Origin of the sequence: Carboxylicivirga longa (assembly GCF_050589825.1) — a bacterium.
GTDB lineage: Bacteria > Bacteroidota > Bacteroidia > Bacteroidales > Marinilabiliaceae > Carboxylicivirga > Carboxylicivirga longa.
The window spans coordinates 127,267-150,120 of record NZ_JBNGOZ010000001.1 but is presented as its reverse complement, the minus strand read 5'-3'; the positions used below and the strand labels follow the sequence as shown (position 1 = coordinate 150,120).

The window sequence follows — 22,854 nt, the reverse complement described above, 5'->3', positions numbered from 1 at the left end:
GTTTTGAAAGAACATCAGATGGAACAGTACGACTCACCCTATAACCTCATTGTCATCCTGGGCCCTACTGCCTCGGGCAAAACCACTTTTGCGGCTCACCTGGCACGGGCGCTCAAGGGCGAAATCATCAGTGCCGACTCGCGACAACTGTACCGCGGTATGGATCTGGGTACCGGTAAGGACATTGAAGACTACACCATTGAGGGATACACCATTCCCCATCATCTGATTGACATCGTAGATGCCGGCTATAAGTACAATGTATTTGAATATCAGGCCGACTTCTTTAAAGCCTTTGAACAGGTGCAGGCCAATAAACACTGGCCAATTATGTGTGGTGGCACGGGTATGTACATTGAGTCGGTACTGAAACAGTATAAACTGATAAATGTACCGGTCAACCAAAAGCTGCGCGATGAGCTACAGGGCAAAGACCTAAAAACACTGAGTGCCCTGCTGTCCGAATATAAAACCCTGCACAACCAAACCGATACCGATACGGTCAAACGCGCCATACGCGCCATCGAAATAGAAGAATATTACAAGAACAACCCGGAGCTTGAGGTGAAGCTACCCGAGATAAATCCCTTAATCATTGGGGTGAACATTGACCGCGAGGCCAGACGTCGTAAAATAACGGCTCGCCTGAAAAAGCGACTCCAAGAAGGTATGATTGACGAAGTAAAGCAGCTGCTGGATAAGGGCATTGCCCCCGTCGACCTCATTTATTACGGCCTGGAGTATAAGTTCCTTACCCAGCATGTAATGGGCGAACTTAGCTATAAACAAATGTTTGATAAGCTGAATGTGGCCATCCATCAGTTTGCCAAACGACAAATGACCTGGTTCAGGGGTATGGAACGTCGCGGTTTCACCATACATTGGGTAGATGCCTTTGAGCCAATGGATCAACGCATAGAACGCGTAACATCGCTTCTAAAACCATAGGTAGTATTACATTTGTAATTCATGCTCTCGATCAGGACGTTTATCCATTATTTGACGCCTATCGTAAATAAAAGCAATATTTTTTGCCCTACTAACGTACTATCGGATAGACATTTTACCCAAAGGCCTTAACTTAATCTGCCTCCGCTATTTTTTATATGTGTATGCAATGCATTATTTTAAGGCTCAATATAAATTCCCAAGCAATGGAAAGCATTGAAGATTATATTCTGAGAATTACCAAACTAGCCAATCGCAACAAGGAACTAAACGATCAGCTACAGGGACTTGTTGGCCGCTACGAAATTATTCAGAAGCAGAACGAAAAATACCTGAACCTATTGTCAGAATATTCCTACGAAGAAATTGAAGAACGCCTGAAGATGCCATCGAAAAAGCGTGTTAAACGTTTTAAAATGGTATCTGTTTTATATGCCACCGTGAAAGGTTTCGACCGCATCAATGGCAACCCCCATGCTCAGAAACTCATTGATGCCCTGGATGAGCTTTACCTTACCTTTGACGATATTGCCAAAAAATATGGCGTGCTGAAAGTAAAAACCATCGGCGATACTTTCCTGTTTGCCGGCGGTATTCTTGAAGAAAACCGCACCAATCCCATCGACGTGGCAAATGCAGCGCTGGAAATGCAAACGGCTGCCAAACGCTGTATAATCAATGGCGACACCGAGCCCTTCTGGCAACTGAGCATCGGCATTCACACAGGTCCGGTGCTGGGTGAGATAACCGGTAAGAAAAATTCGCCCTACACACTCACCGGCGAGAGTGTAAATATTGCCTCACGAATGGGCATGGCCTGTAATGGTGGTGATATCAATATATCGGTAATGACCTATGAACTTATTAAGGAGTTTTTTAGCGTGTCAGAAAACGGCAAAATGCCAGCAAAGTACAAGGGTTTCCTCGATATGTTCACCGTGAAGGGAATATTACCCAAGTTATCGCTTGAAGGCAAGGGACTACTGCCTAATCGTAATTTTCATACAAAGTACAGTCTGATTCAGTTTATGGATATTCAGGAAGATTTACTGGATATACTGGAACAGAAACTCCCCGAAGACCTCTATTACCACAATATCAAACACACCATTGATGTAGTAACTGAGGTGGAGCTGATTGGTTGGGCCGAAGGGTTGGAAGAAGAAGAGATTCTCCTACTCAAACTGGCCGCCCTTTTTCACGACAGTGGACACACCATCGACTACAAGGAGCATGAGATGCATGGCGCCAATATTGCCCGTGATATTTTGGGTAACTATCACTATCCGCAGGATCAGATTGACACGGTGTGCCGTTTAATTCTGAGCACTAAATTTCCGCCAGAGCCCAAGGATAAGCTGGAGCAAGTGATCTGCGATTCAGACCTTGACTACCTGGGGCGCAGTGATTTTATCCCGGTTTCCAACACCTTATTTCAGGAACTGAAAGAGCGCAACATGATTGGCACTTTTGACGAATGGAATCAACTACAACTAAACTTTATCAGAGGTCACCAGTACCACACCGAAACAGCACGCAGCCTAAGGGAAGTAAATAAACAAAGCCAAATAGAACGCCTTGAGAGCCTGCTACAGGTGGATGAAAAATAATAATGCATCACCAGGACGTCGCGCTTAAAGAATCCGACACGGGTTCTTTTTTTTGAGCTTGACCAACAAAAAAAGGCAGATATTTATTTAAAAATAAAATAACTGGTACCAACAAAAAAATCTGCAAAACAGCATAAAAAGCAGCGTTAATAGGAGTAAAAATAACTTCATGTTGGAAGACAAAAAGAGCCACCCCTTTTATCATTGTCATTGCCAGCAAATGAAATGCTAAAATCGGCAATGTATTGCAACCCAACCAAGTTAATGGTTTCCAACTCGGCACGACTTTTAACAAGGCAAAAAGCCATATAAATGCTAATATTGCATTGAAATACATAAGAACAAGGAATTTTCCATATTGACCATTGTGCACACCAACGATTTCGTTTAACTGAGACGTGTACAAGTGAACTGCAAAACATAGTGTGAAAATCGGAAGTTCCCACCCTTTAATTGCTTCTGCCAAATCAATCCTTTTAAATATCCTCCCCGTAAAGTAAAACAAATAAACAACCAGGGCAATATCAATACTCCATGGAAGATGATAACCCAACACTTGAAAAGCACCCATACCAATAACAGGAAAGACCAAAGTGGCCAATATTTGAAAGGGTAATCTTAACTTAGAAACAAAATAATCAAGCATTACAACAACGAAAAGAGTTGGAAGAAACCACATAGGAATACCCCATTGCATATATTCAGACCCTCCCTGAGCATAAAATACTCCTATGAAATTATCCAACGGATCACTTTTTAAAATAGCCTTATTACCATAATAACGCCCTACGAAAAACCAAAATAAATAAAGGACTATGCTAATCAGAAAATATGGAGCCATCAAATGTCTGATATATTTCTTAAGAACATCCATAAAAGGCAAATGACTTTTAGGGCTACTCACAAACCCTGAAGCCACAAAAAAAAGTAATACGGAAAATGATTGAAAGTAAAATCTTATGGCTGAATTAAGATCATTGTGTTGAAAAACAACCATGAAAATAGCTACTATCTTAAGAGTATCAATATAATGCAGTCTCTTCATAAGATGACTTTTAATAGCGAAAGTTCCTAACAAACAATAATGAAAGCGCTAAGATAACAATTACAATAATTATACTGCAAGAATACAATACTGTAAAATAAAAATCACAACCTACTTAATGTCATCTCTCAGAAAACTTTACCAAAAATACCAAGCTAACAGGCTCTATCGAACCTTATTAACTTGGCATTATTAGTGTTTCTTATCTAAAAGTTGATTGATTAACATAGGCTGCATTTACAATATTAACAAGCTACAAATCAGTCTACTTTTATACAACTCACCTCATTAATTAACTTACGCCTCCTTCAACAGTCCGCTGCGCTTTAGCAAGGGCTCAACTGATGGCTCGTGCCCCTTAAAATTCTTATACAGAGTCATAGGATGCGCAGTACCACCTTTCTCCAGTATCTCCTTCCGAAAACGTATTGCCGTCTCTTTATCAAAAATACCCTTTTCCTTAAAGGCCTCAAAAGCATCGGCATCGAGCACCTCGGCCCATTTATAGCCATAATACCCGGCAGCATAACCACCATCAAAAATATGGGCAAAGCCGGTGGAAAAAGCCGTTCCCTCAACCAGTGGAAAAAGCTCGGTAGCCGCCATAGCCGCCCGCTCAAAAGCAATCACATCGCCCTCAAAAGCTGCATCCAGCGAGTGCCAGGCCATATCATTAAGGCCAAAGCTCAGCTGCCGCACCATGGCATAACCACTCTGATAGTTTTCGCTATCGATAATTTTTTGAATCAGTTCATCCGGAATCAGCTCGCCTGTTTTATAGTGGACGCCCACATCCTTCAACCATTCCTTCTGAGTGGCCCAGTTTTCCATAATCTGCGAGGGGAGCTCCACAAAATCGCGGTACACATTGGTTCCGGACATACTCTCATAGCTCACCTTGCTTAACATACCGTGCAGGGCATGGCCAAACTCGTGCAAAAAGGTCTGTACCTCATTAAAGGTCAACAAAGAAGGCTTATTCTCCGTGGGACGGGTAAAGTTACAAACGATAGAAACATGCGGGCGCACATCGCCGTTATTATCACGGTATTGCTCCCTGAAGCTGGTCATCCATGCACCTCCCTGCTTGCTTGTACGCGGATGATAATCCACGTAAAAAACACTAAGGAAAGTACCATCAGCATCATACACTTCATAGGTCTTCACCTCATGGTGATACTTTGAGATTTGCTTATTTTCCTTAAAGGTGAGTCCGTAAAGTCGTGTGGCTAATCCCAACACACCCTGCTCTACCTTCTCAAGCTGAAAATACGGACGCGTGGCCTCGTCATCCAATCCGTAGCGCTCCGCTTTCAGCTGCTCGCTGTAAAGAGCATAATCCCAGCGCTCCAGCTTTCCATCCAATCCCCGCGTGCGGGCATAGTCCTCCACGGCCTTCACATCTTCCCGTGCGGCATCAATGGAAGCATCCAGCAATTCCTGCAAAAAGCCATTGACCTTATCGGGATGTAAAGCCATATTTTCTTCCAGCACAAAATGCGCATGGGTGGCATAACCTAATAGCCTGGCTTTCTCCACACGCAGGCTAACAATCTTCTTGATGAGCTCCTTGTTGTCGTGCTGATTGTTATTATTTCCTCGCTTGGAATAGGCCATAAACATTTGCTTGCGCAAATCCCGGTTAAGGGCATACTTCATAAAAGGCATATAGCTGGGAAACTGTAGTGTGAAAATCCATCCTTCCTTACCCTGCTGACGGGCCAGTTCAGCGGCAGCATCCAATACTCCTTCGGGCAGGCCTGCCAGCTCCTCCTGGCGGGTAACATGCAACTGAAAGGCATTGGTCTCGGCCAGTAGATTTTCACCAAACTGAAGCGTCAGCTTTGACAGCTCTGTGGTTATGGCACGGTAACGATCACGTGCTGCTCCTTCGAGCAAGGCACCACGACGAACAAAGCCCTTGTAGGTTTCCTCTAGCAATCGCTCCTGCTCGCTGGACAGCTCACGCCGGCTCTGGTATTCATATACCTCCTTTACTTTGCGAAATAAATCGGCATTGAGCCATATATCATTGGAATAATCTGTGAGCAGAGGCGATACCTCACGGGCAATGGTCTGTATCTGCTCATTGGTTTCAGCATGGTTTAGATTAAAGAAAATATGGCTGACTACACCCAATTGACGTCCCGCCTTTTCAAGCGCCACTATGGTATTATAGAAATCGGGATGAGCCGTATCATCAACAATCTGCTGAATCTCGGCTTTTGCACTTTTTATTAACTCTTTGAAAGCAGGTAGGTAGCTTGCTTCATTAATCCGTTCGAAAGGGGGTGTCTGATAGGGTGTATCAAACTTCTTACTTAAAATATTAGATATCATTGTCAAACTATCTTTTTAAAATTGCTACAAAGGTAAGCATCATAAACAGGAAAATTCACATCCTATAAACAAACCTTTTTCAATAACGTTCGTTAAACAAGCGCTGACGCCTCGCATCGGGGCCATTATCGTATAATAACAACCTATACATATTGAAATGAAAAAAGTTAAACTACTTCTCGGGCTTGCACTCATCGCGAGCTCCCCTATCTTCGGACAAGGACAAATCATTGATTTTCTGAAAGCCGGTCAGGCCGATGCCAATGTACTGTCAGAGGCCTACCTACTTCCCTATGGCGAGATGCTGGGCGTTAACCTCAACAGTGGCTGGTACAACTCTGCCAAAGTACACAAACTGGGAGGCTTTGACATTACCGTATCGGCCAGTTACACCAAGGCACCGGGCAGCAAGAAAAGCTTTGATCCAAATGCGCTTCCCCTGTCAACGGTAGCCCCCAAGCAAACAGGCATGGCTCCCACCATGGCAGGCAGCGACAGGCAAAGCATGGATTTTTACCTACAGGGTGATCCGCAAAGAAATACTATATTAAGTATGGAAGGTGCCGATGCAGACATATTCATCAGCCCCATGGTACAGGCGGCTATTGGCCTGCCCTTTCACACCGAGATAATGGGACGCTTTATGCCCAAAACCAGCTTTGGTGATTATGGCAATGCCGGACTTTGGGGCATTGGTCTCAAGCACTCCATAAAAGATTACATCCCCTTTGTGAAACGCGTTCCGTTTTTACATACCTCTATACTGGCGGCCTATACCGATTTTGATGCCAAGTTAAAAGTATCAGAGGCAGGCATTGGACAGGGTAATCTGAAAACACAGGCCGGTGCTTTTACCACGCGTTTACTTGTGGGTGTGAATATTCCCGTGGTGTCTTTCTACACAGGGCTGGGCTATGGAACCACCACCAGTAACTTCGACCTCAAAGGAGCTTTCAATGGCTATGAAGATATCGACACTCCCATTGCTTTGGAATATAAAACTGATGGCTTTGACTTTAATGCCGGCATGCGCATTCGCCTGGGCATCATATCACTGCATGGTGATTACAGCATTGGCGACTATGACGTAATTACCGCCGGCTTAGGCATTAACTTCCGTTAGACACGTAAAATTTACCTCGTTATCAACGAAACAAAAAAATAAGCAAGCCCGCAAGTTTAAGAAATGCTAAACTTGCGGGCTTGCTTATTATCTTTTGTCTCAGCAGAGAGAGTAGCGAATTATCAAAAAAATTTACTTCAAAAGGGGTTTACCATAAGTTTGATCAAACACAATCTCAGAAAAAGGCTTGCGCTTCTTCTCCGGCACTTCATCGCGCAAAGGATACCCAATGGGCAATAAGGCAATGGGTTCTATATGGGTGGGCAAATTCAGTACATCACGCACAATCTTAGGATCGAAGTGACATACCCAGCAAGTACCCAAGCCCAACTCTGCTGCGCGTAAGGTAATATGATCCACTGCTATGGCCGCATCCACATCACAGTGATCCTTATCGTCTATTTTACGCTTCCACGACTCTTCGTGATCGCCACAAACCACAATGACCTGTGGAACTTTTTTAAACCACTCCCGATCATAAGCCGCCTTTAAGGGTTGCAGATTATCGTCCTCCGAAACCAGAATAAAACGCCAGGGCTGTCTATTGGCAGCCGAGGGAGCCATACGACCAGCCTCCAGCACCTCAACAAGCAGGGCTTTAGATACTTTCAGCGACTTATACTCGCGCACTGAGCTACGCTCACGAAGAAGTTGGTTAAAATGCATAACAGAGAGTTTTGTTGGATTGCTTACTTTGTTTTTTCTTTACAACAAAATTAAAAGGACTATGCTAACTTCCAAACTTTAAGCTAAGCAAATGTTTTTCTTACTATCTAAAATCCTGAGCTTCCTTTTGGTACCATTTAACTGGTGCCTACTGCTTTTGGTGCTTGGCTTTCTGCTTAAAAAGCAAAGACTAAGAAAGATCATACACCTCTCAACACTTGCTATCTTCCTGTTTTTCTCCAACACCTTTATCTTTCAACAATGCGTTTCAGGTTGGGAGCATCCGGCCGAAGCACTTGAAAAGCATAAAAACACACAAGGCAACCTTGTTATTTTAGGCGGCCTTTCGAGCTACGATGACGAAACAGGTCGTATCCACTTTAAAGAAGCCACCGATCGCTTACTACAAGGCTTACTATTGTATCACGATCGTCCGGAAAGGAAGATAATCATCAGCGGTGGCTCGGCTGAAATCTATTTTGATGAACGTCCCGAAGCTGATTACCTGCATGAGTTCCTGATTAAAACAGGAATTCCCTCACAAAATATTCTCTTTGAGGTCAACTCACGCAACACCTACGAAAATGCCCTTAACACAGCAGCACTCATGGACAGTATGAATATGGACAAAAGCATTATACTGGTAAGCTCGGGCTTTCATCTGCCACGCGCCATCGCCTGCTTTAAAAAACAAGGCTTTACAGTGAAACCACTGGCAGCACACACGCTCAGCAATCATCAGCCCCTAAAGCCGGCTGATTATTTTCTGCCATCGCTCAACACCTTGCAATGCTGGCCACTACTTACCAAGGAATGGGTAGGTATTCTGGTTTACAAACTAAAAGGATATATCTAGGTGAACGCGCACTGCGCCATAAGAGCAATTTGTAAAATAAATCTTATCACTTAGATACCCACGCCAAAACCTACGCTGAATATGGGTTCCCAGGCCTTATAGGGTGAGTTTTTATCCTGAAGAATATCAAAAAGCACCTGAACAGACACAAAACTGCGCTTTGAAACCATCTGTCGGTAGCCTCCTCCAATATATATGAACGGTACAAAGTTACGCTCTTTAGCTGTTGTCAATTGTGAGTATTGTTCCATGCTATAAGCGGCAAATTCGCCGTGGGCAAATAGGTTGGGTACAATATTGTACTGCGTAAACATGCGACCGCCAAACTGATTATAGGTAAGCGGTGGATCATAACGCTTATGTTTTGTATATTGATACTCAATACCCAAACCGGCATACACCTTTTCATTGAGCCGTGCTCCAATCAGCGGACTGATCATAACATTGGTGTAATCGCCGAAAGTTAAGCCGATACTACCACCGGTAAATAGCTTGTCCTTAAAAGATTTCTCTACTTTTGCTTCATTTTCCTGAGCTCTAGTCAGCGCCACACCACAAAATAACATCAGCGTGAACAGCAATGCCTGATATTTCATAGGATAAGGTTTAAATACAACCACAGACAAAACCATCAGCCAGGCCTTTCAATAAGTCATCTGCCTTATGTTTTTCCTCGTCGCTGCCCTCACATGCTTTACACACCGGCAGATTCACCCGACGGTTATAAAGCACATCATCACCTACAATAAGGGCATTACAAACAAAACAAAGAATGGTCTTGACATCTGATTTTTCCTGTGGCATAATAATTGATCCGTGTTTGAAAAGTTACAAAATATATAACAAAGTTATCGTCAAAAAAACAAAAATCAATATCCTGTTTCAATTATGGACTCTTTTGGTTATTTTAGATACACAAAGATATCACCTTAAAATTAAGTTGTTATGAGACTTATCACAAATATTACCCTATTGATGGCCATCGCTTTATTACCACTCAATAGCGCGGCTCAAAAAAAGAAAGATAAAAAAGAACGTCGTTTGGAGCAGTTTGCCGAAACGCAGAAGATGATCAACAACAAACAATTTATTTTTGTGCCCGACAGAGCCTATCCACAAGGCGGCCGCTCCATTGATTTAACCACTAACTATGGTTTCATAAAAATTATGGGCACAGAAAGTGCAGGTGACATGCCCTTCTTTGGCCGGGGCTACTCGGTGCCCTACGGCGGCGATAGCGGCATTAAATATGAGAAAACAAGCATTGAGAAAGAAAAGACAGAACTCAATGAAAAGAAAATGCGCATCTCCTACAGTTTTGAGGCGCAAGGTGAAAATGACCGATTCCGTATACGAATGGACATAGGATATAATGGTGGCACCTCGGTTCATATAACCAGCAACAACCGCAGCCAGATTAGCTACAACGGTAAGGTGTCGGTCTTAGATAATAAAAAAGACGAATAGAACGGTGAATACGAGACCTATTGAGAAATAGCAATTCCATTGAAAATTCAACCATGCTGTGGTTGCTAATATTCATATCGAATCATAGCCCTGCACTTTGCGCAGGGCTATTTGCATTTAACTTCCTCTTGATTAATGTGATAAAAGCTAGGAATGTAATTTAATAAGCCAGTAAAAGAATATCATGGTCCGTATTGAAATGTAAACGCCCCTTGCTTACTTGTGCCTTTTTGCCTGAGTAGTAATCGGTAACATTATCACCCTCATTAAACACTCCATGCACCTCAACTGTCTTTTCACCGTGCGGCAGGTCAAGCCCCACCAATACTTTATCCTCATAATCGGCCGACTGATAGCTGCGGGTAAAATAATAGGGCTGCTCACTGAGCATACGATGAACACCAGCACCCACTGAGGGATGCGCAACTCTGAACTGTCCCAGTCGCTGCCAATGATGCAGAATATTTTGCACCGGCACGCCGTTTACCTTCTCATTGGCTGCCAACGCCTCCCAATTCATAAAAGAGCGCAGCGTGGCATCGCCCACCGTGCCCTCTATATCCAGGCTACGACCCGTTTCGTCGCCATAGTACACCTGCGACATGCCCGGACACAGTAGCAGCTTGGTACCGGCCTCTAACACTCGTTTCCGCTGCTTATCAAAGGGGCCGCCGTCATCGTGCGACGATACATAATTCATAATACTCAGCTCCTTTAAAGGGCCATTAAGAGCATCACTGTATTTCGAGAATATCGCCTCATAGTCCTTAGCGGCATCATGTTTAAACTCAAAATTAATAAGGCCTTGCATACCATGCGCAAAGTAATCGACCTTGCGATCACCAAAATCAAACCAACGACCGCCAGAAACTCCATAATTATATACTTCACCTACCATAAAGAATTCATTGTCATCCAGCACTTTTTCCGGATGCGCTTCCTTCCACTCTGCGAAAGCCTTCATCGCTTCCCTCCACAAATCGGCCCACACCGACTCTTCAGTATGCTTGACTGTATCGAGCCGAAAAGCATCAATACCATATTCGCGAATGTAATCCGTTAACCATTTGATGATATAGTAACGCGGTGTGCGCGGATAGCCCGTGGCATTAAAAAAGTCATCCAACTCAGCCATCTCCTGCTGCAAACGTCCTTCTTCCGCCCACTTATCCAGCAATGCTTTGGGCAACTCAACGGGTGTATCGCGCTCGGTGCGTATATCAGGCAGGTTCTCCACCAAGGTGCAGGTCACCGTCGATTCATAATCCTGATAGCGACACTGAGGATCTGTACGCACCCAATCATCTCCCCACAGTGGATCCTTCGCAGTAACGGGTCCTGTGTGATTAATCACCACATCCAGCATGATACGAATACCCTGTTCATGAGCAGCCTGCACCAGCTCGGCCAACTCTTGTTCAGTTCCAAAGTTAGGCTCCAACGCTGTCCAGTCCTTCGTCCAATATCCATGAAAACCGTAAGTATTTCCCGTGCCTTCATCTACAGCCCCGTGAATTTGCTCCACTACAGGACTAAACCATATAACATTAATACCCAAGTCGGCGAAATATCCCTCCTTGATTTTCTGGGTGATTCCCTTCAGATCGCCTCCCTCAAAACCGCGTAAAAGACCTGTTTCTTCTGTGCGATTGAAATGCACATCGTTGTGTGGATTTCCGTTATTAAAACGATCGGTAAGCAAAAAATACACATTAGCATTCTCCCAAACAAAGGGAGTGTCAACTGAGGATTGATGCACCTCATTTTTCTTACCCGAGCAGGACAGCAAACTAAGGAGTGCCAGTAGCAATGGATATTTCAGTATCATAATATTGAATTTTAGTTTCAGGTAAAATTAACAAAGCTAAGCAACTCCATCATTAGCGGGTGCTTTATAAAAGCAATCAAACACACCTAAAGACTTAAATATTAGATTATTAAACATAGTTAAGCCCTTTATTTTTTCACACTTCACATTTCCGAAAAGGTTTGCGGAAAGGCAGAAAGGTATAAAAACCCTATTTTTGCCTGTAAATTAATATACACAAACATGAGTGCATCGTTAAAACTAAATACCCACTATACCGTCAGTTCAGCCGATACCGATATGTTTTCGCGCCTGAAGCTGAGCGCCATGGCCAATTACCTGATTCAATCGGCCATCAGCTCTGCCGAGCAACTGGGCTTTGGCTTTGCCGACCTTAAAAAGGAGCATCTTTTCTGGGTGCTGAACCGACTGGATATTGAACTTCATCGCCCCATTATGTGGAGTGAAGAGCTGAGCGTTGAAACCTGGCCTAAAAACATTGAACGCATCTTTTACATTCGCGATTTCGTGGTTCGCGACCGGCAGAATAAGGTAGTTGCCAAGGCTACCTCGGCCTGGCTGGCCATTGACATCAGTAGTAAACGCCCCGGTAACTTCAAGGCTGAAAAGATGGCTGTTTTCTCCCGTCTGAAAGATGTGCATGCCTTAGACTACTCCCCCGTAAAACTGGGTGCTTTCGATGGAAAAAAGATTGCAGAACGTCATCCCAACTATTATGATATCGACCTGAATAAACATGTTACATCAACACGCTATATCGATTGGATGATGGATGCCTTCCCTATTGATTTTCACGAGCAACATTATCCGCAGCACTTATCCATAAACTACCTGAAAGAAACCATGCCCCATGAGCCCATTATCCTGCACCATCAGGAAAATGAAGAAATACATCTTTTCGAGGGCTTTAATTCCCAACAGGATAAGGTGGCCTTCAGGGGAAAAATCACCTTTTAAAGCGCGTAATGATTAGATAATAAGCAGGCCGGCCTGCTTGAGTTGCGAGAAGGTGTAACTATTGATAAACTTATTGAAATCGCCCAGCTGATGTGCTTCATAGGCTTCCTGAAAAGCATCAAGGCGCATCAGCTGAGAGCTATCAACACTTATCTGTGTCAGCACACCCTTCAACCAAAGAGCCAATCGCTCTTTCATCTTTATTTCAGCCTGCACCTTGGGCCCCATAATCAATAGGGTAGCCATGCGCACATCTTTCTTCGCCTTTCGTTTCACAAAGTGTTCAATAAGGGGTGGCTTGGCCAGCCAAACTAAACGATTGTCAGGCCTTATACTAATGGCATCGTTAAGCTCCTGCTCAATAGAATGAGGAGAGTGCGTGGTTGACGGCACTTTAAAATCAAACCAACTGTGCAACGGCATATCAAAGCCAAGCCCATGCATATAATTAAAAATTGCTTTTTTCAGACCCGGCCCAAAAGGTTCGTGACAGGTACCCCTTTGATCCACAAACTCTAGGTCATTATTGGCAAAGGCACCATTTAAGCCACCGCTTACAGTCACCCCAAAACTTTCGGGCTGCAAACCTACTGGACTGTGTGCCGTAAGCGCAAATTGGTGCCAGAAACCAGAATGTACAATGCCCAGCTCAAACAACTGTCGCACCACCTCAAGGGAGTCAATGGTTTCCTGCGCCGTTTGCGATGGGAAACCATACATTAGGTAGGTATGTACCATAATGCCGGCATTACTAAAGTTTGCAGCAACATTACTGAGCTGACCAATACTAACCCCTTTATTAATTAGCTTCAATAAGCGATCTGATGCCACCTCAACACCCCCTGCCACCGCCACACAGCCACTCTGCCTAAGCAAAAGACACAGATCGGCGGTAAAGTTCTTTTCAAAGCGGATATTCGTCCACCACACTACCTTAAGTCCACGGCGCAGTATCTCCAGTGCCAGCTCTTTTAAAAGAACGGGAGGTGCTGCCTCATCAACAAAATGAAAACCTGTCTTCCCGGTTTGTGCCACTAAGGCCTCCATGCGATCTACAGTAGTGTTTATGGATGAAGGAGCATAGCGTCCGATATAATCAAGTGAGCCATCGCAAAAAGTACACTTCCCCCAATAACAACCATGGGCCAGGGTTAGCTTCAGCCAATGACCATCAGACCAAAGCCGAAACATCGGGTTGGCCACCTCCAGCACCGAAAGGTACTTATCCCACTCCACATCGCTGTAGTCGGGTACGCCCAGCGCATTTTGCGCCACATCAGCTTCCGGTGCTCCATCCATCAGCTCCACCTCCTCATTACGACATACGAAAGTACGCTTCAGGTCGCTAAGAAGGCGACCTCCACGCATATAATCGAGGATACAGGCAATGGGCTGCTCACCATCGTCGAGGGTGATAAAATCGCAAAACTCAAAAATGCGCGCATCTCTTAAAGATCTCAGTTCGGTATTCACGTAACCCCCTCCCATCGAAACCTTAATGTGCGGATGCTCACGCTTAAGATATTGCCCAATGCGCAGGGCTCCCATCAGGTTGCCCGGAAAGGGAATAGTAATTAACACCAGCTGAGGCTTATGCTTATCAATAGCCGCCGATAGTTCCTCTATTAGCAGCCATTCAATAAAGCTTGGCAGCTGTTGTAAATAGGCATAAAGTGCATCGAAGGAAGAAGCTGAGCGCCCCAGACGCTCGGCATAACGACTAAAGCCAAAGTTCTCATCTACCGTCTCAACGATAAAATCAGCCAGATCTTCGAGCAACAGGGTGCAATAATGCTTGGCCTTATCAAGCAGCCCCATGCTACCAAAGGCAAGAGCCTCGTCCTGCAGTTGATTGAATCGCGATGCCTCGGGCAAGAGCTGTCCCTCACATATATTCTGCGCCTCAATGATGGTGGGGACCTTCAAAAACTGCCGTACCCGATGAATACAAGAGACATATTCGGCACGCAGGTAATAAATACGACGGGCATTCTCCGTTACCAGCTTATTTTTGTCAACCACAGCAAATAACTGTGTCAAGCCCTTGGCCGTAAACAACCTATCCATTACACGAATACCTAAATCGACTTGTGCCGAAGGCGTCTTTTGCGTATTTAAAAAACCCTTGAGATAGGCAGTGGCCGGGTACGGTGTATTTAACTGGGTAAAGGGTGGTGTGAGCAATAAAACCTGTGACATATGCAATAATTAATAGCACAAAAGTACACAAATACAGCAAACCCTATGTGTTTGTGCCCACGATAACGACAAATTCCCACAGAAGCCTATTTTTTGAAGGATCATCAAAAAAAAATCACGAAATGGACTTTTTTTCGCATGAAGCGTAACCTTTAATCAGCTACACCGTAGATCTCGCTCGGGATACTATTATTGAACATACAATTTAAAAATGTTGAATGTTTAGCTGTAAAAAATATTCCAATAAAAAACATGGCATTCGTCACTAATGCTCGTTTTTAATATAAAGAATGAAAACTTTTATTATTTATAACTAGTCAGCTATGGCCATTCTAAATGATCATAATTAAATACAAGTTAAAACTATTAATCAACAAAAAACAACTAATCAAATTTGATCTTTATGAAATTAAGATTTTTTCACACAGTGCTTTGCGCACTTATTTTCAACACCTTTACTATCCATGGACAGTCGACAAAAAAGGACACTATCGACTATTTTAATCTGTCCCTTGAAGACTTGATGAATCTGGAAATTGTTGCCGTATCCAAAAAAGCAGAAAATAGCTTTGATGCTCCACTTTCATCGTCCATTATCACGCGCGATGAAATCATCAACTCAGGCGCCACTTGTATTGAAGAAGTATTTAAGCTCATACCTGGATTCATCGTGCGCGAAGAATCAAATGGCAACTACGACATCCACATCCGTGGCAACGATAATGTACCACCGGGCAACTTCACCTTCTTTAGCGAAAACTCCATGTCGTTAATAATGATTGACGGACGGAAAGTATTTAACAACATGAACGGTGGAACATTCTGGGAAACCTTACCGGTGAGCCTGACAGATGTTGAACGCATCGAAGTGATCAGAGGCGCCTCAACAGCCCTTTATGGCCCCAACGCAGTAAGTGGAGTAGTTAATATTATCACCCGAAAGCCAATGGATAAAACAATTGGTGTAGATGGGACCGTGCAATTTGCTAATGCCGCCACTACAATAGGTGACTTAGCCATCAGCTCATCGTTTGCCAATCACAAACTAAAAACCCGCTTAAGCACGAACTTTGAAGAGCGCGAGCGCTTTAGTGATAATTATTACAACTGGTCGCAAGGAGGCTACACTGATTACACCGAATTAGTGGATTACATCACCACTAATCCCACTATGATTAACGATCTGGCCTATGCCAATCCTTCATTGGCCAAACAACGTTTTGGCGCCAATGCATGGGTCTCTTATGAGGCCTCCAAGAAAGTTAATTTTTCTGTAGCAGCAGGACTACAGAACTCCGAAGCCCAAACTGTATTCATGGAAGGATCGAAAACACCCCTGACAACCAGATCATCAGAATCGTTTTATTTCAACTCCATTTCAAACATAGCCGATTTAAACCTGCAAATAGCGGGCAACTATGGCACACAAGACATATATGCAGGTAGTTCAACCGCCTCGAAATACGATTTTCATACGCTTGACTTCCTGGCTGAATATGATTATTCGATTGGCAACTTAACCCTGCGTCCGGGTGCCAGCTATCAACACATTGTGCACGACGACACCCCTTATATCCCGGAAGAAAAACCAGGTTCGGGCAATTTAAACCGCCGATCAACCTTATCGAACCTGGCTTATTATTTAAGGAGTGATTACCAGGTTAACAAACGACTAAGACTCATAGCTGCAATCAGAATGGATCATTACAACAAGCCTGAGAAATCTTATCTGAGTTATCAGCTTATCGGAACATATAAGCCTAATGAACAAAATCTTATACGCGCCTCCTTCTCTAAGGCCAACCGTGGCCCGGTGATGGTTGACTTCTATGCCAGCTACACCGAAGGCGATACCAATCCCGGTTCAACATTATTGGAATACGTGGGTAAGAACGACATGAACCTACCTACCAGCCATGTTTTCGATTTCGGTTACCGGACTCAGGTAAGTGATCGGCTTCAAATTGATGTAGAAGCATTCTTGTCAACCACTAAGGAATTTCCAAGTTTTGAGCCCTCAGTAAAGGCACCAACGGCAGATGCGCCGTATTTACACATCACTTACCAGTATGATAATAGCAATCTGGTGTCACGACAAATCGGCGCCAGCGCACACTTCCTTTATAAACCCAACAAACAATTGCATTTTAAACTGTTTACGACTGTCCAAAACACCAGACTGAGCAATCTGCAAAAAAAGCGCATGCCAATGTTAGTAATACCTGACAACTCCATTCCAGGTGGCCCCATTTTTCAAAATCCTGTATATGAAACAGTCGATCAAACACACAAACAAACACCAACTATCTTTGGCGGATTTTTGGCCAACTACATGCCCACCGACAAATTAACCGCTTTTGCCAATCTTTATTATTGCTCGAAACAACAATACGTGCATGATTATGAATACTCGCAGTTCCATTATTTAAACCAACAACTCAACTCCGATTACACAGGGACAGGTGCCGCATCAGTTAAAGGCAATGCAACGGTGAGTATCAAAGTAGCCTACAAAATATACCGAAACAACAGCATCTTTATCAATGCCCGAAATACATTTAATTCTAAAACACGTCAGTTTGGCTTCGCCGACCCTGCGGGTGGCCTTTATTTAGCAGGTATCAATATCAAGCTGTAGCGCCAATTTATTACACCAACTTGGTAGCATAAAAAAACCCGGATGATCATCAGACCATCCGGGTTTCTATTCTAATTATCAGTAGAGATTATCTTTTCATACAACCCCTTTCCAGCTAATCTTAAGCTGAATATTTTTTCACGATGGCTTCCATCTTATCGTACTGCTCTTCCATACTCTTTAGCAGCTTAATCTGTGCACGTGTACGCACCAGATTATGGTCAGGAGCATTCACCTTATAGTAATTATCACCATCAATATAATCATCGAGGAAACGAACGGCCTGTTCGTAGGTCAACAGCTTGGCACCAAAGGCAAGGGTATCGATTTCTGCTGGCGTCAGCACATCCTTGGTCTCTTCCATAAAGCCTTTGATAAAGCCTTCAAACAGATCAATGTTCATACTCACTTTATCCAGGTCACGGTCATCTTCCAAACCAGTGTTGGCTCCGTTTCGTATGGCATCGCCAATGTCGTAACACACATAGCCGGGCATTACCGTATCCAAATCAATCACACACAGGATATTGTCGTTCTCATCAAGCAATACATTATTAAACTTTGTGTCTTGATGCACAATGCGTTCGGGAAGAATTCCCTCGCGACCCATTTGTACAATTTTCTTATACTCTTCTGAACGCGCCATCAAAAAGTCCACCTCTTCCTGCACTTCTTTCAATCGTCCCACCGGGTCTTGCTTAACACGCTCTATGAAGTTAAGGATGCGCATTTCGGTATTATGGAAATCGGGCAAAACCGGATAAAGCGGCTCTCCCCCCAAGTCGGACAGGCGACTTTGGAACTGACCGAATGCCTTACCACCCACATAGGCCTGATTGGCGTTAGATAGTTGATTATAGGAACGGGCATTTTCAATAAATAAGAACATGCGCCAGTAATTACCAGCCTCGTCCTTTATATAACCTTTGCCATCAACAGTATCAATAGGAGTCAGCACCTCGCGCTTCAGGTCACTCCCCTCAATCTTCTCCAGCTTCGAGCGCAGATGATCAGTAACCCGTTGAATATTGCGTGTTAGCTCAGCCACATTCTTAAAAATGTGATGATTCACAATCTGCAACAAATAGTTAGGAGCTTCATCTTCCTTGGTCACCACTTTATAGGTAGTGTTGATCAAACCATCCCCAAAAATTTTTGCTTCACTATAAGTACCTTCAATGTTGAAGTGCTTAACAATGGCTTCTATATTCGTTTTCATATCAGCAAGTTTTTAGTTGCGGCAAACTTAAATATTAACTTTTTAACATCCTACGTTTTGTTATTTTTATTTTACACCAACTTTCCTTTCCTTTCTTTTATAAAATCATTCGTTCCTAAACCGAACAAAAATATCATCGCTAAAGTGTTAAAACACTTCCATCCCAGCTATTCTTCACTTCCCCCATTATCCAAAGGTTTCTCTTTTGACTCGTGCAGTACAAAACGCTTGTAGTACGAAGTAATAACTGAAGTAAGCGGCAGGGCCAGCAGCATTCCAATCAAGCCCATTAGGCTGCCCCACACCGAAAGTACCAGCAGCACAATGGCCGGATTCATGCCATAGGCCTTCCCCATGATACGTGGTACAAGTACAGTTTCCTGAATAAGTTGCACCAGCGCTAAAACAATCAGCACCAATAGTGCCACCTGCCAAAAGTTCTGCTGCGACTCCATGGCCTTTAGCAAGGCCAGAAGCATGGCCGGTACAATACCCACAATCTGCAAGTAGGGCACAATATTTAAAGCTCCGATAAATAAACCGATAAGAATGGCCATGGGAAGGCCAATAATCTTAAAGCCAATGGCCAGCAACACACCTACAATCAGTGCGATTAAACCCTGAGATCGAAAATACAGGTTCATAGAATGCCCCAGGTCGTCAATGATTTCGCCGGACACTTCGCGATAGTGAACCGGTATAAGACCGAGTCCCAAGCGGCGCAACTTACGAAAATCCATTAGTATGAAAATGGTGTACAATACCACCACCAATAAACCTACAATAGCAGCAATAACGTGCATCGAACCGGTGAAGAGGTTCCAGAAACCGGGCAAAACCTTTTTCAGAAACTGCGAGATATTCTCCAGACTCAGGTAAGACACCAAATCAGAATCACGAATAAGCTCACGGATGCTCTTATCCATATCAAAGGGCAAGATACCCCTTACATCCACCGACTGCATGTAGGCATGAATCAGGTGCACCATCTTATTCATTTCCTGTATAAAGGTGGGTACCAAATAGAACATGATAAGCGACATGATAAAACCCACAACGGTTACCGTTATAAGTACAGATGCCCCACGATGCTTCACGCGAAGACGATGCTGAACAAAACCCACAAGCGGATCGAGCAGATAGGCTATAAATATTGCAATAATAAAAGGCCCCAGTACATTTTTAAGGGCATTAACAACATAAAGTATGAAACCAAAAACCAGGGTGGTTAATACCATTCTAACAACCCGATCGAAGGTATAAGGGCGCGGTTGAAAATCTTGCATAAAATAAAAATTTCAGGCCAAATTAATAAAAGCAAAGCAAATTTTAAACACTTTATAATAATGACCGTACTTTCGCGTTTGAAAGTTGTTAAGCACCTCTTTGTGATAGCTTGTTAATTTTTGTAAATATTTTTTGATTAAATGTAAAAAAATGTATTGTTTTTTGATCCAACTTTTAGTATTTTGCACACTAATAAAGCCCACAGAAAACAATGCATGATCATAGGCATTGCCACTTGAGAAAAGTGAAGAAGATATGAGATGGATTGACCGCAGCATATTATTAATTTTAAGCATTTTAACACTCCTTGCCTGCGAGCGGGAGTTTGTTTTTCGTGGTGACGAAGAAGGTTTAAGCTTCTCGTCCGACACCATTATGTTTGATACAATCTTCACTTCCATCGGCTCTACTACCAAAAACTTTAGGGTCTATAACCCATACGACGAAGACATGACCATAGAAGCCATTGAATTGGCCGGTGGCGAAGAATCTGATTTTCGTCTTAATATCGATGGCAATTCCAATAATCTGGCCGAGGGCATTCGGGTACGCGCCAAGGACAGCCTCTACATTTTTGTAGAAGTAACCATCGACCCAGTTGGCAGCAATCAGCCCTACGTGGTGACCGATTCCATTTACTTCAGAACCCGCGAAAAGGTGCAAACCGTGCAACTAGTAGCCTATGGGCAAGATGTGGTGCTTATGCGTAAAGAATGGCTCAATACGCAGACCCTAAGCAGCGATAAGCCTTATCTTATCTATGATTTCATTGTGGTCGACTCAGCCGAGACCGTAAGCATCGACCCAGGTGCTAAGCTTTACTTCTATAAGGATGCCAGTATGCTGGTGCTGGGAACCCTCCATGTGAACGGCACAAATGAAGAGCCCGTAGTATTTGCCGGCCACCGGCAAGAAGAGTGGTATCACAACAAACCGGGTCAATGGGGTTACATCCATCTGCTGCCGGGTTCCGGATCATCTACCTTCAACCACTGCATTATCCGCAATGGTATGATGGGCATTCTGGCCGACTCGGTGGGTTTAAACAGTGCACCTATCGCTATTAACAACACCAAAATAGAACATATCAGTACCTTCGGCCTGTTGGCACAAACAGCCAACCTCGAAGTGGCCAACTGTGTGTTTGGCGATTGCGGTAACAGCTCGGCAGCGCTCACCGTCGGTGGAAGTTATCAGTTTCACCACTGTACCTTTGCCAATTATTACGACTGGACATTCAGGAATAATCCAACCGTTTTTCTGAATAACTACTACATCGACACCAATGACGAGGAGCAGATTATTCCCCTTGAAGAGGCGGTCTTCAATAACTGCATAATATACGGCAACAACATTTCTGAGTTGGGCTTTGACTTGCGCTATGCCAACGATGAATTCCCCGAAAATGATGCCAGCTACCTGTTCAATAACGCCATAATCAAGCTATCGGAGGATTTTGACATTTCCGATGAATCGAAATTTATTGACATCCAGAAAAATGCCGATCCGGCTTTCATGGATATAGCGGGTTATAACTATCAACTCGATACCCTGTCACCGGCCAAAGACAGTGCTTCCTTTAAGTTGGCAGAGCCCTACCCCTTTGATATCATGGGCAACAACCGCCTGCAGGATGATGGCCCGGATTTGGGTGCCTACGAACGTTATGAAAAAAAATAAACACCTGCTATTAAGCCTTATCACGCTTTTCTTTAGCACCCTCTCCATTGGGCAAGACAGCACTAAAACTGCCTACAGCCTGATGTTTTACAACGTGGAAAATCTTTTTGATTGTGTGGATGACTCATTGAAGCAGGACGAAGAATTCTTACCCTTAGGGGATAAGCGATGGAACGAGCATCGTCTTTACAGAAAGGTACAAGGCCTGAGTAAAACCATACTCGCTATAAACGAATGGCAGCCCCCCACCTTAATTGCGCTGTGCGAGGTGGAGAATGCTGAAGTACTTAAAAAACTGATCTACCAAACTGGCCTGTCTGCCCTAAACTACCGTTACATACATTTCGAATCACCCGATAGAAGAGGCATTGATGTGGCGCTACTCTATCGCAGCGCTCACTTTGATACACTGCACACAACCACCATCGTAACTTCCAATACTACCGAGCACTTTTTCACCCGCGATGCCCTTTATGTGAAAGGATGCATCGGTCACGACACTCTTCATATTGTGGTTAATCACTGGCCCTCAAAAAGAGGTGGAACCGTTGCTTCTGAATACAAACGCATGACCGTATCGCGCATCATTGCAGCCCGCCTGGACAGCATTCGCCGGGCTGCCCCCCACAGCAAACTGGTAGTGATGGGCGATTTTAATGCCGACCTGGAAGCACCATCCCTTCAACACCTGATGAAAACAGCAGGGCTTCAATCAAGCCTTGAGGCGATGAGAAAAACTCCGAAGAAGGCATCTGGCAGCTATAAATACCAGGGCAACTGGTCCTATATTGACCATATTTTGTTAGATGCCGAATGGCTCAAAAACCCGACTTACGAGTTTTCACTCCACCTTGCCGAACTGCCCTTCCTACTGGAGACTGACAAGCAATATAGCGGCTATAAACCCAAACGAAGCTATGCCGGACCGCGATATATCGGTGGCATCAGCGACCACCTTCCTCTGCTACTGAAGATAAATAAACAGTAGGCG

18 protein-coding genes are annotated in these 22,854 nt (G+C 43.9%); 9 read left to right on the top strand and 9 right to left on the bottom strand.

Annotation, left to right across the window (positions count from 1 at the left end; translation table 11 throughout):
* The first annotated feature begins 18 nt into the window (after positions 1-18).
* Positions 19-948: a tRNA (adenosine(37)-N6)-dimethylallyltransferase MiaA gene (gene miaA, locus ACRD7A_RS00600; protein ID WP_430809395.1), complete on the top strand. Its 930-nt coding sequence runs from the start codon at positions 19-21 to the stop codon at positions 946-948.
* A 206-nt stretch (positions 949-1,154) separates the two neighbouring features.
* Positions 1,155-2,558 (top strand): adenylate/guanylate cyclase domain-containing protein, encoded by a 1,404-nt coding sequence (locus ACRD7A_RS00595; protein ID WP_430809394.1) that lies wholly within the window; start codon positions 1,155-1,157, stop codon positions 2,556-2,558.
* Positions 2,559-2,565: 7 nt separating this feature from the next.
* Here ACRD7A_RS00595 and ACRD7A_RS00590 read toward each other — a convergent pair whose 3' ends face one another.
* Together ACRD7A_RS00590 and ACRD7A_RS00585 are read right to left on the bottom strand one after the other, a co-directional pair.
* Entirely contained in the window at positions 2,566-3,603 is a 1,038-nt protein-coding gene (locus ACRD7A_RS00590; RefSeq protein WP_430809393.1) for an acyltransferase family protein, read from the bottom strand.
* 297 nt (positions 3,604-3,900) lie between these two features.
* Positions 3,901-5,943 (bottom strand): M3 family metallopeptidase, encoded by a 2,043-nt coding sequence (locus tag ACRD7A_RS00585; protein ID WP_430809392.1) that lies wholly within the window; start codon positions 5,941-5,943, stop codon positions 3,901-3,903.
* 157 nt (positions 5,944-6,100) lie between these two features.
* Between ACRD7A_RS00585 and ACRD7A_RS00580 the strand changes: the two genes are divergently transcribed.
* Complete coding sequence (locus ACRD7A_RS00580) at positions 6,101-7,066, top strand: DUF6588 family protein (RefSeq protein ID WP_430809391.1); 966 nt, start codon at positions 6,101-6,103, stop codon at positions 7,064-7,066.
* A 132-nt stretch (positions 7,067-7,198) separates the two neighbouring features.
* Here the strand turns inward: ACRD7A_RS00580 and ACRD7A_RS00575 are convergent, their stop codons facing one another.
* Positions 7,199-7,732 (bottom strand): nitroreductase family protein, encoded by a 534-nt coding sequence (locus ACRD7A_RS00575; RefSeq protein WP_430809390.1) that lies wholly within the window; start codon positions 7,730-7,732, stop codon positions 7,199-7,201.
* Positions 7,733-7,823: 91 nt separating this feature from the next.
* Between ACRD7A_RS00575 and ACRD7A_RS00570 the strand changes: the two genes are divergently transcribed.
* On the top strand, positions 7,824-8,588 hold the full coding sequence (locus tag ACRD7A_RS00570) for a YdcF family protein (RefSeq protein ID WP_430809389.1): 765 nt from the start codon (positions 7,824-7,826) through the stop codon (positions 8,586-8,588).
* A 50-nt stretch (positions 8,589-8,638) separates the two neighbouring features.
* Here ACRD7A_RS00570 and ACRD7A_RS00565 read toward each other — a convergent pair whose 3' ends face one another.
* Both ACRD7A_RS00565 and ACRD7A_RS00560 read right to left on the bottom strand, forming a co-directional pair.
* Complete coding sequence (locus tag ACRD7A_RS00565; RefSeq protein ID WP_430809388.1) at positions 8,639-9,184, bottom strand: hypothetical protein; 546 nt, start codon at positions 9,182-9,184, stop codon at positions 8,639-8,641.
* Positions 9,185-9,194: 10 nt separating this feature from the next.
* A complete protein-coding gene (locus ACRD7A_RS00560; protein WP_430809387.1) occupies positions 9,195-9,392 on the bottom strand; it encodes a hypothetical protein in 198 nt (65 codons plus the stop codon).
* A 141-nt stretch (positions 9,393-9,533) separates the two neighbouring features.
* On the opposite strand from ACRD7A_RS00560, the gene ACRD7A_RS00555 reads away from it, so the two are divergent.
* Positions 9,534-10,055 (top strand): DUF4251 domain-containing protein, encoded by a 522-nt coding sequence (locus ACRD7A_RS00555; protein ID WP_430809386.1) that lies wholly within the window; start codon positions 9,534-9,536, stop codon positions 10,053-10,055.
* Positions 10,056-10,215: 160 nt separating this feature from the next.
* Here ACRD7A_RS00555 and ACRD7A_RS00550 read toward each other — a convergent pair whose 3' ends face one another.
* On the bottom strand, positions 10,216-11,883 hold the full coding sequence (locus tag ACRD7A_RS00550) for an alpha-amylase family glycosyl hydrolase (protein WP_430809385.1): 1,668 nt from the start codon (positions 11,881-11,883) through the stop codon (positions 10,216-10,218).
* A 222-nt stretch (positions 11,884-12,105) separates the two neighbouring features.
* On the opposite strand from ACRD7A_RS00550, the gene ACRD7A_RS00545 reads away from it, so the two are divergent.
* Entirely contained in the window at positions 12,106-12,840 is a 735-nt protein-coding gene (locus ACRD7A_RS00545; RefSeq protein ID WP_430809384.1) for an acyl-[acyl-carrier-protein] thioesterase, read from the top strand.
* Positions 12,841-12,852: 12 nt separating this feature from the next.
* Here ACRD7A_RS00545 and ACRD7A_RS00540 read toward each other — a convergent pair whose 3' ends face one another.
* Complete coding sequence (locus ACRD7A_RS00540; protein WP_430809383.1) at positions 12,853-15,039, bottom strand: B12-binding domain-containing radical SAM protein; 2,187 nt, start codon at positions 15,037-15,039, stop codon at positions 12,853-12,855.
* A 403-nt stretch (positions 15,040-15,442) separates the two neighbouring features.
* On the opposite strand from ACRD7A_RS00540, the gene ACRD7A_RS00535 reads away from it, so the two are divergent.
* The gene (locus ACRD7A_RS00535) at positions 15,443-17,677 is read left to right on the top strand and encodes a TonB-dependent receptor plug domain-containing protein (protein WP_430809382.1); all 2,235 of its coding nucleotides are present in this window, start codon (positions 15,443-15,445) and stop codon (positions 17,675-17,677) included.
* Between the two features lie 121 nt (positions 17,678-17,798).
* Here the strand turns inward: ACRD7A_RS00535 and ACRD7A_RS00530 are convergent, their stop codons facing one another.
* Positions 17,799-18,896 carry a phosphotransferase enzyme family protein gene (locus tag ACRD7A_RS00530; RefSeq protein ID WP_430809381.1) on the bottom strand — a complete coding sequence of 366 codons (1,098 nt, stop codon included), beginning with the start codon at positions 18,894-18,896 and terminating at the stop codon, positions 17,799-17,801.
* Between the two features lie 167 nt (positions 18,897-19,063).
* On the bottom strand, positions 19,064-20,182 hold the full coding sequence (locus ACRD7A_RS00525; protein WP_430809380.1) for an AI-2E family transporter: 1,119 nt from the start codon (positions 20,180-20,182) through the stop codon (positions 19,064-19,066).
* A 256-nt stretch (positions 20,183-20,438) separates the two neighbouring features.
* Here ACRD7A_RS00525 and ACRD7A_RS00520 point away from each other — a divergent pair, with 256 nt between their 5' ends.
* Both ACRD7A_RS00520 and ACRD7A_RS00515 read left to right on the top strand, forming a co-directional pair.
* Positions 20,439-21,863, top strand: coding sequence for a hypothetical protein (locus ACRD7A_RS00520; RefSeq protein WP_430809379.1), 1,425 nt, complete (start codon positions 20,439-20,441; stop codon positions 21,861-21,863).
* Positions 21,850-22,851, top strand: coding sequence for an endonuclease/exonuclease/phosphatase family protein (locus ACRD7A_RS00515; protein ID WP_430809378.1), 1,002 nt, complete (start codon positions 21,850-21,852; stop codon positions 22,849-22,851). The genes ACRD7A_RS00520 and ACRD7A_RS00515 overlap by 14 nt, the downstream gene beginning before the upstream one ends.
* The last annotated feature ends 3 nt before the right edge of the window (positions 22,852-22,854 follow it).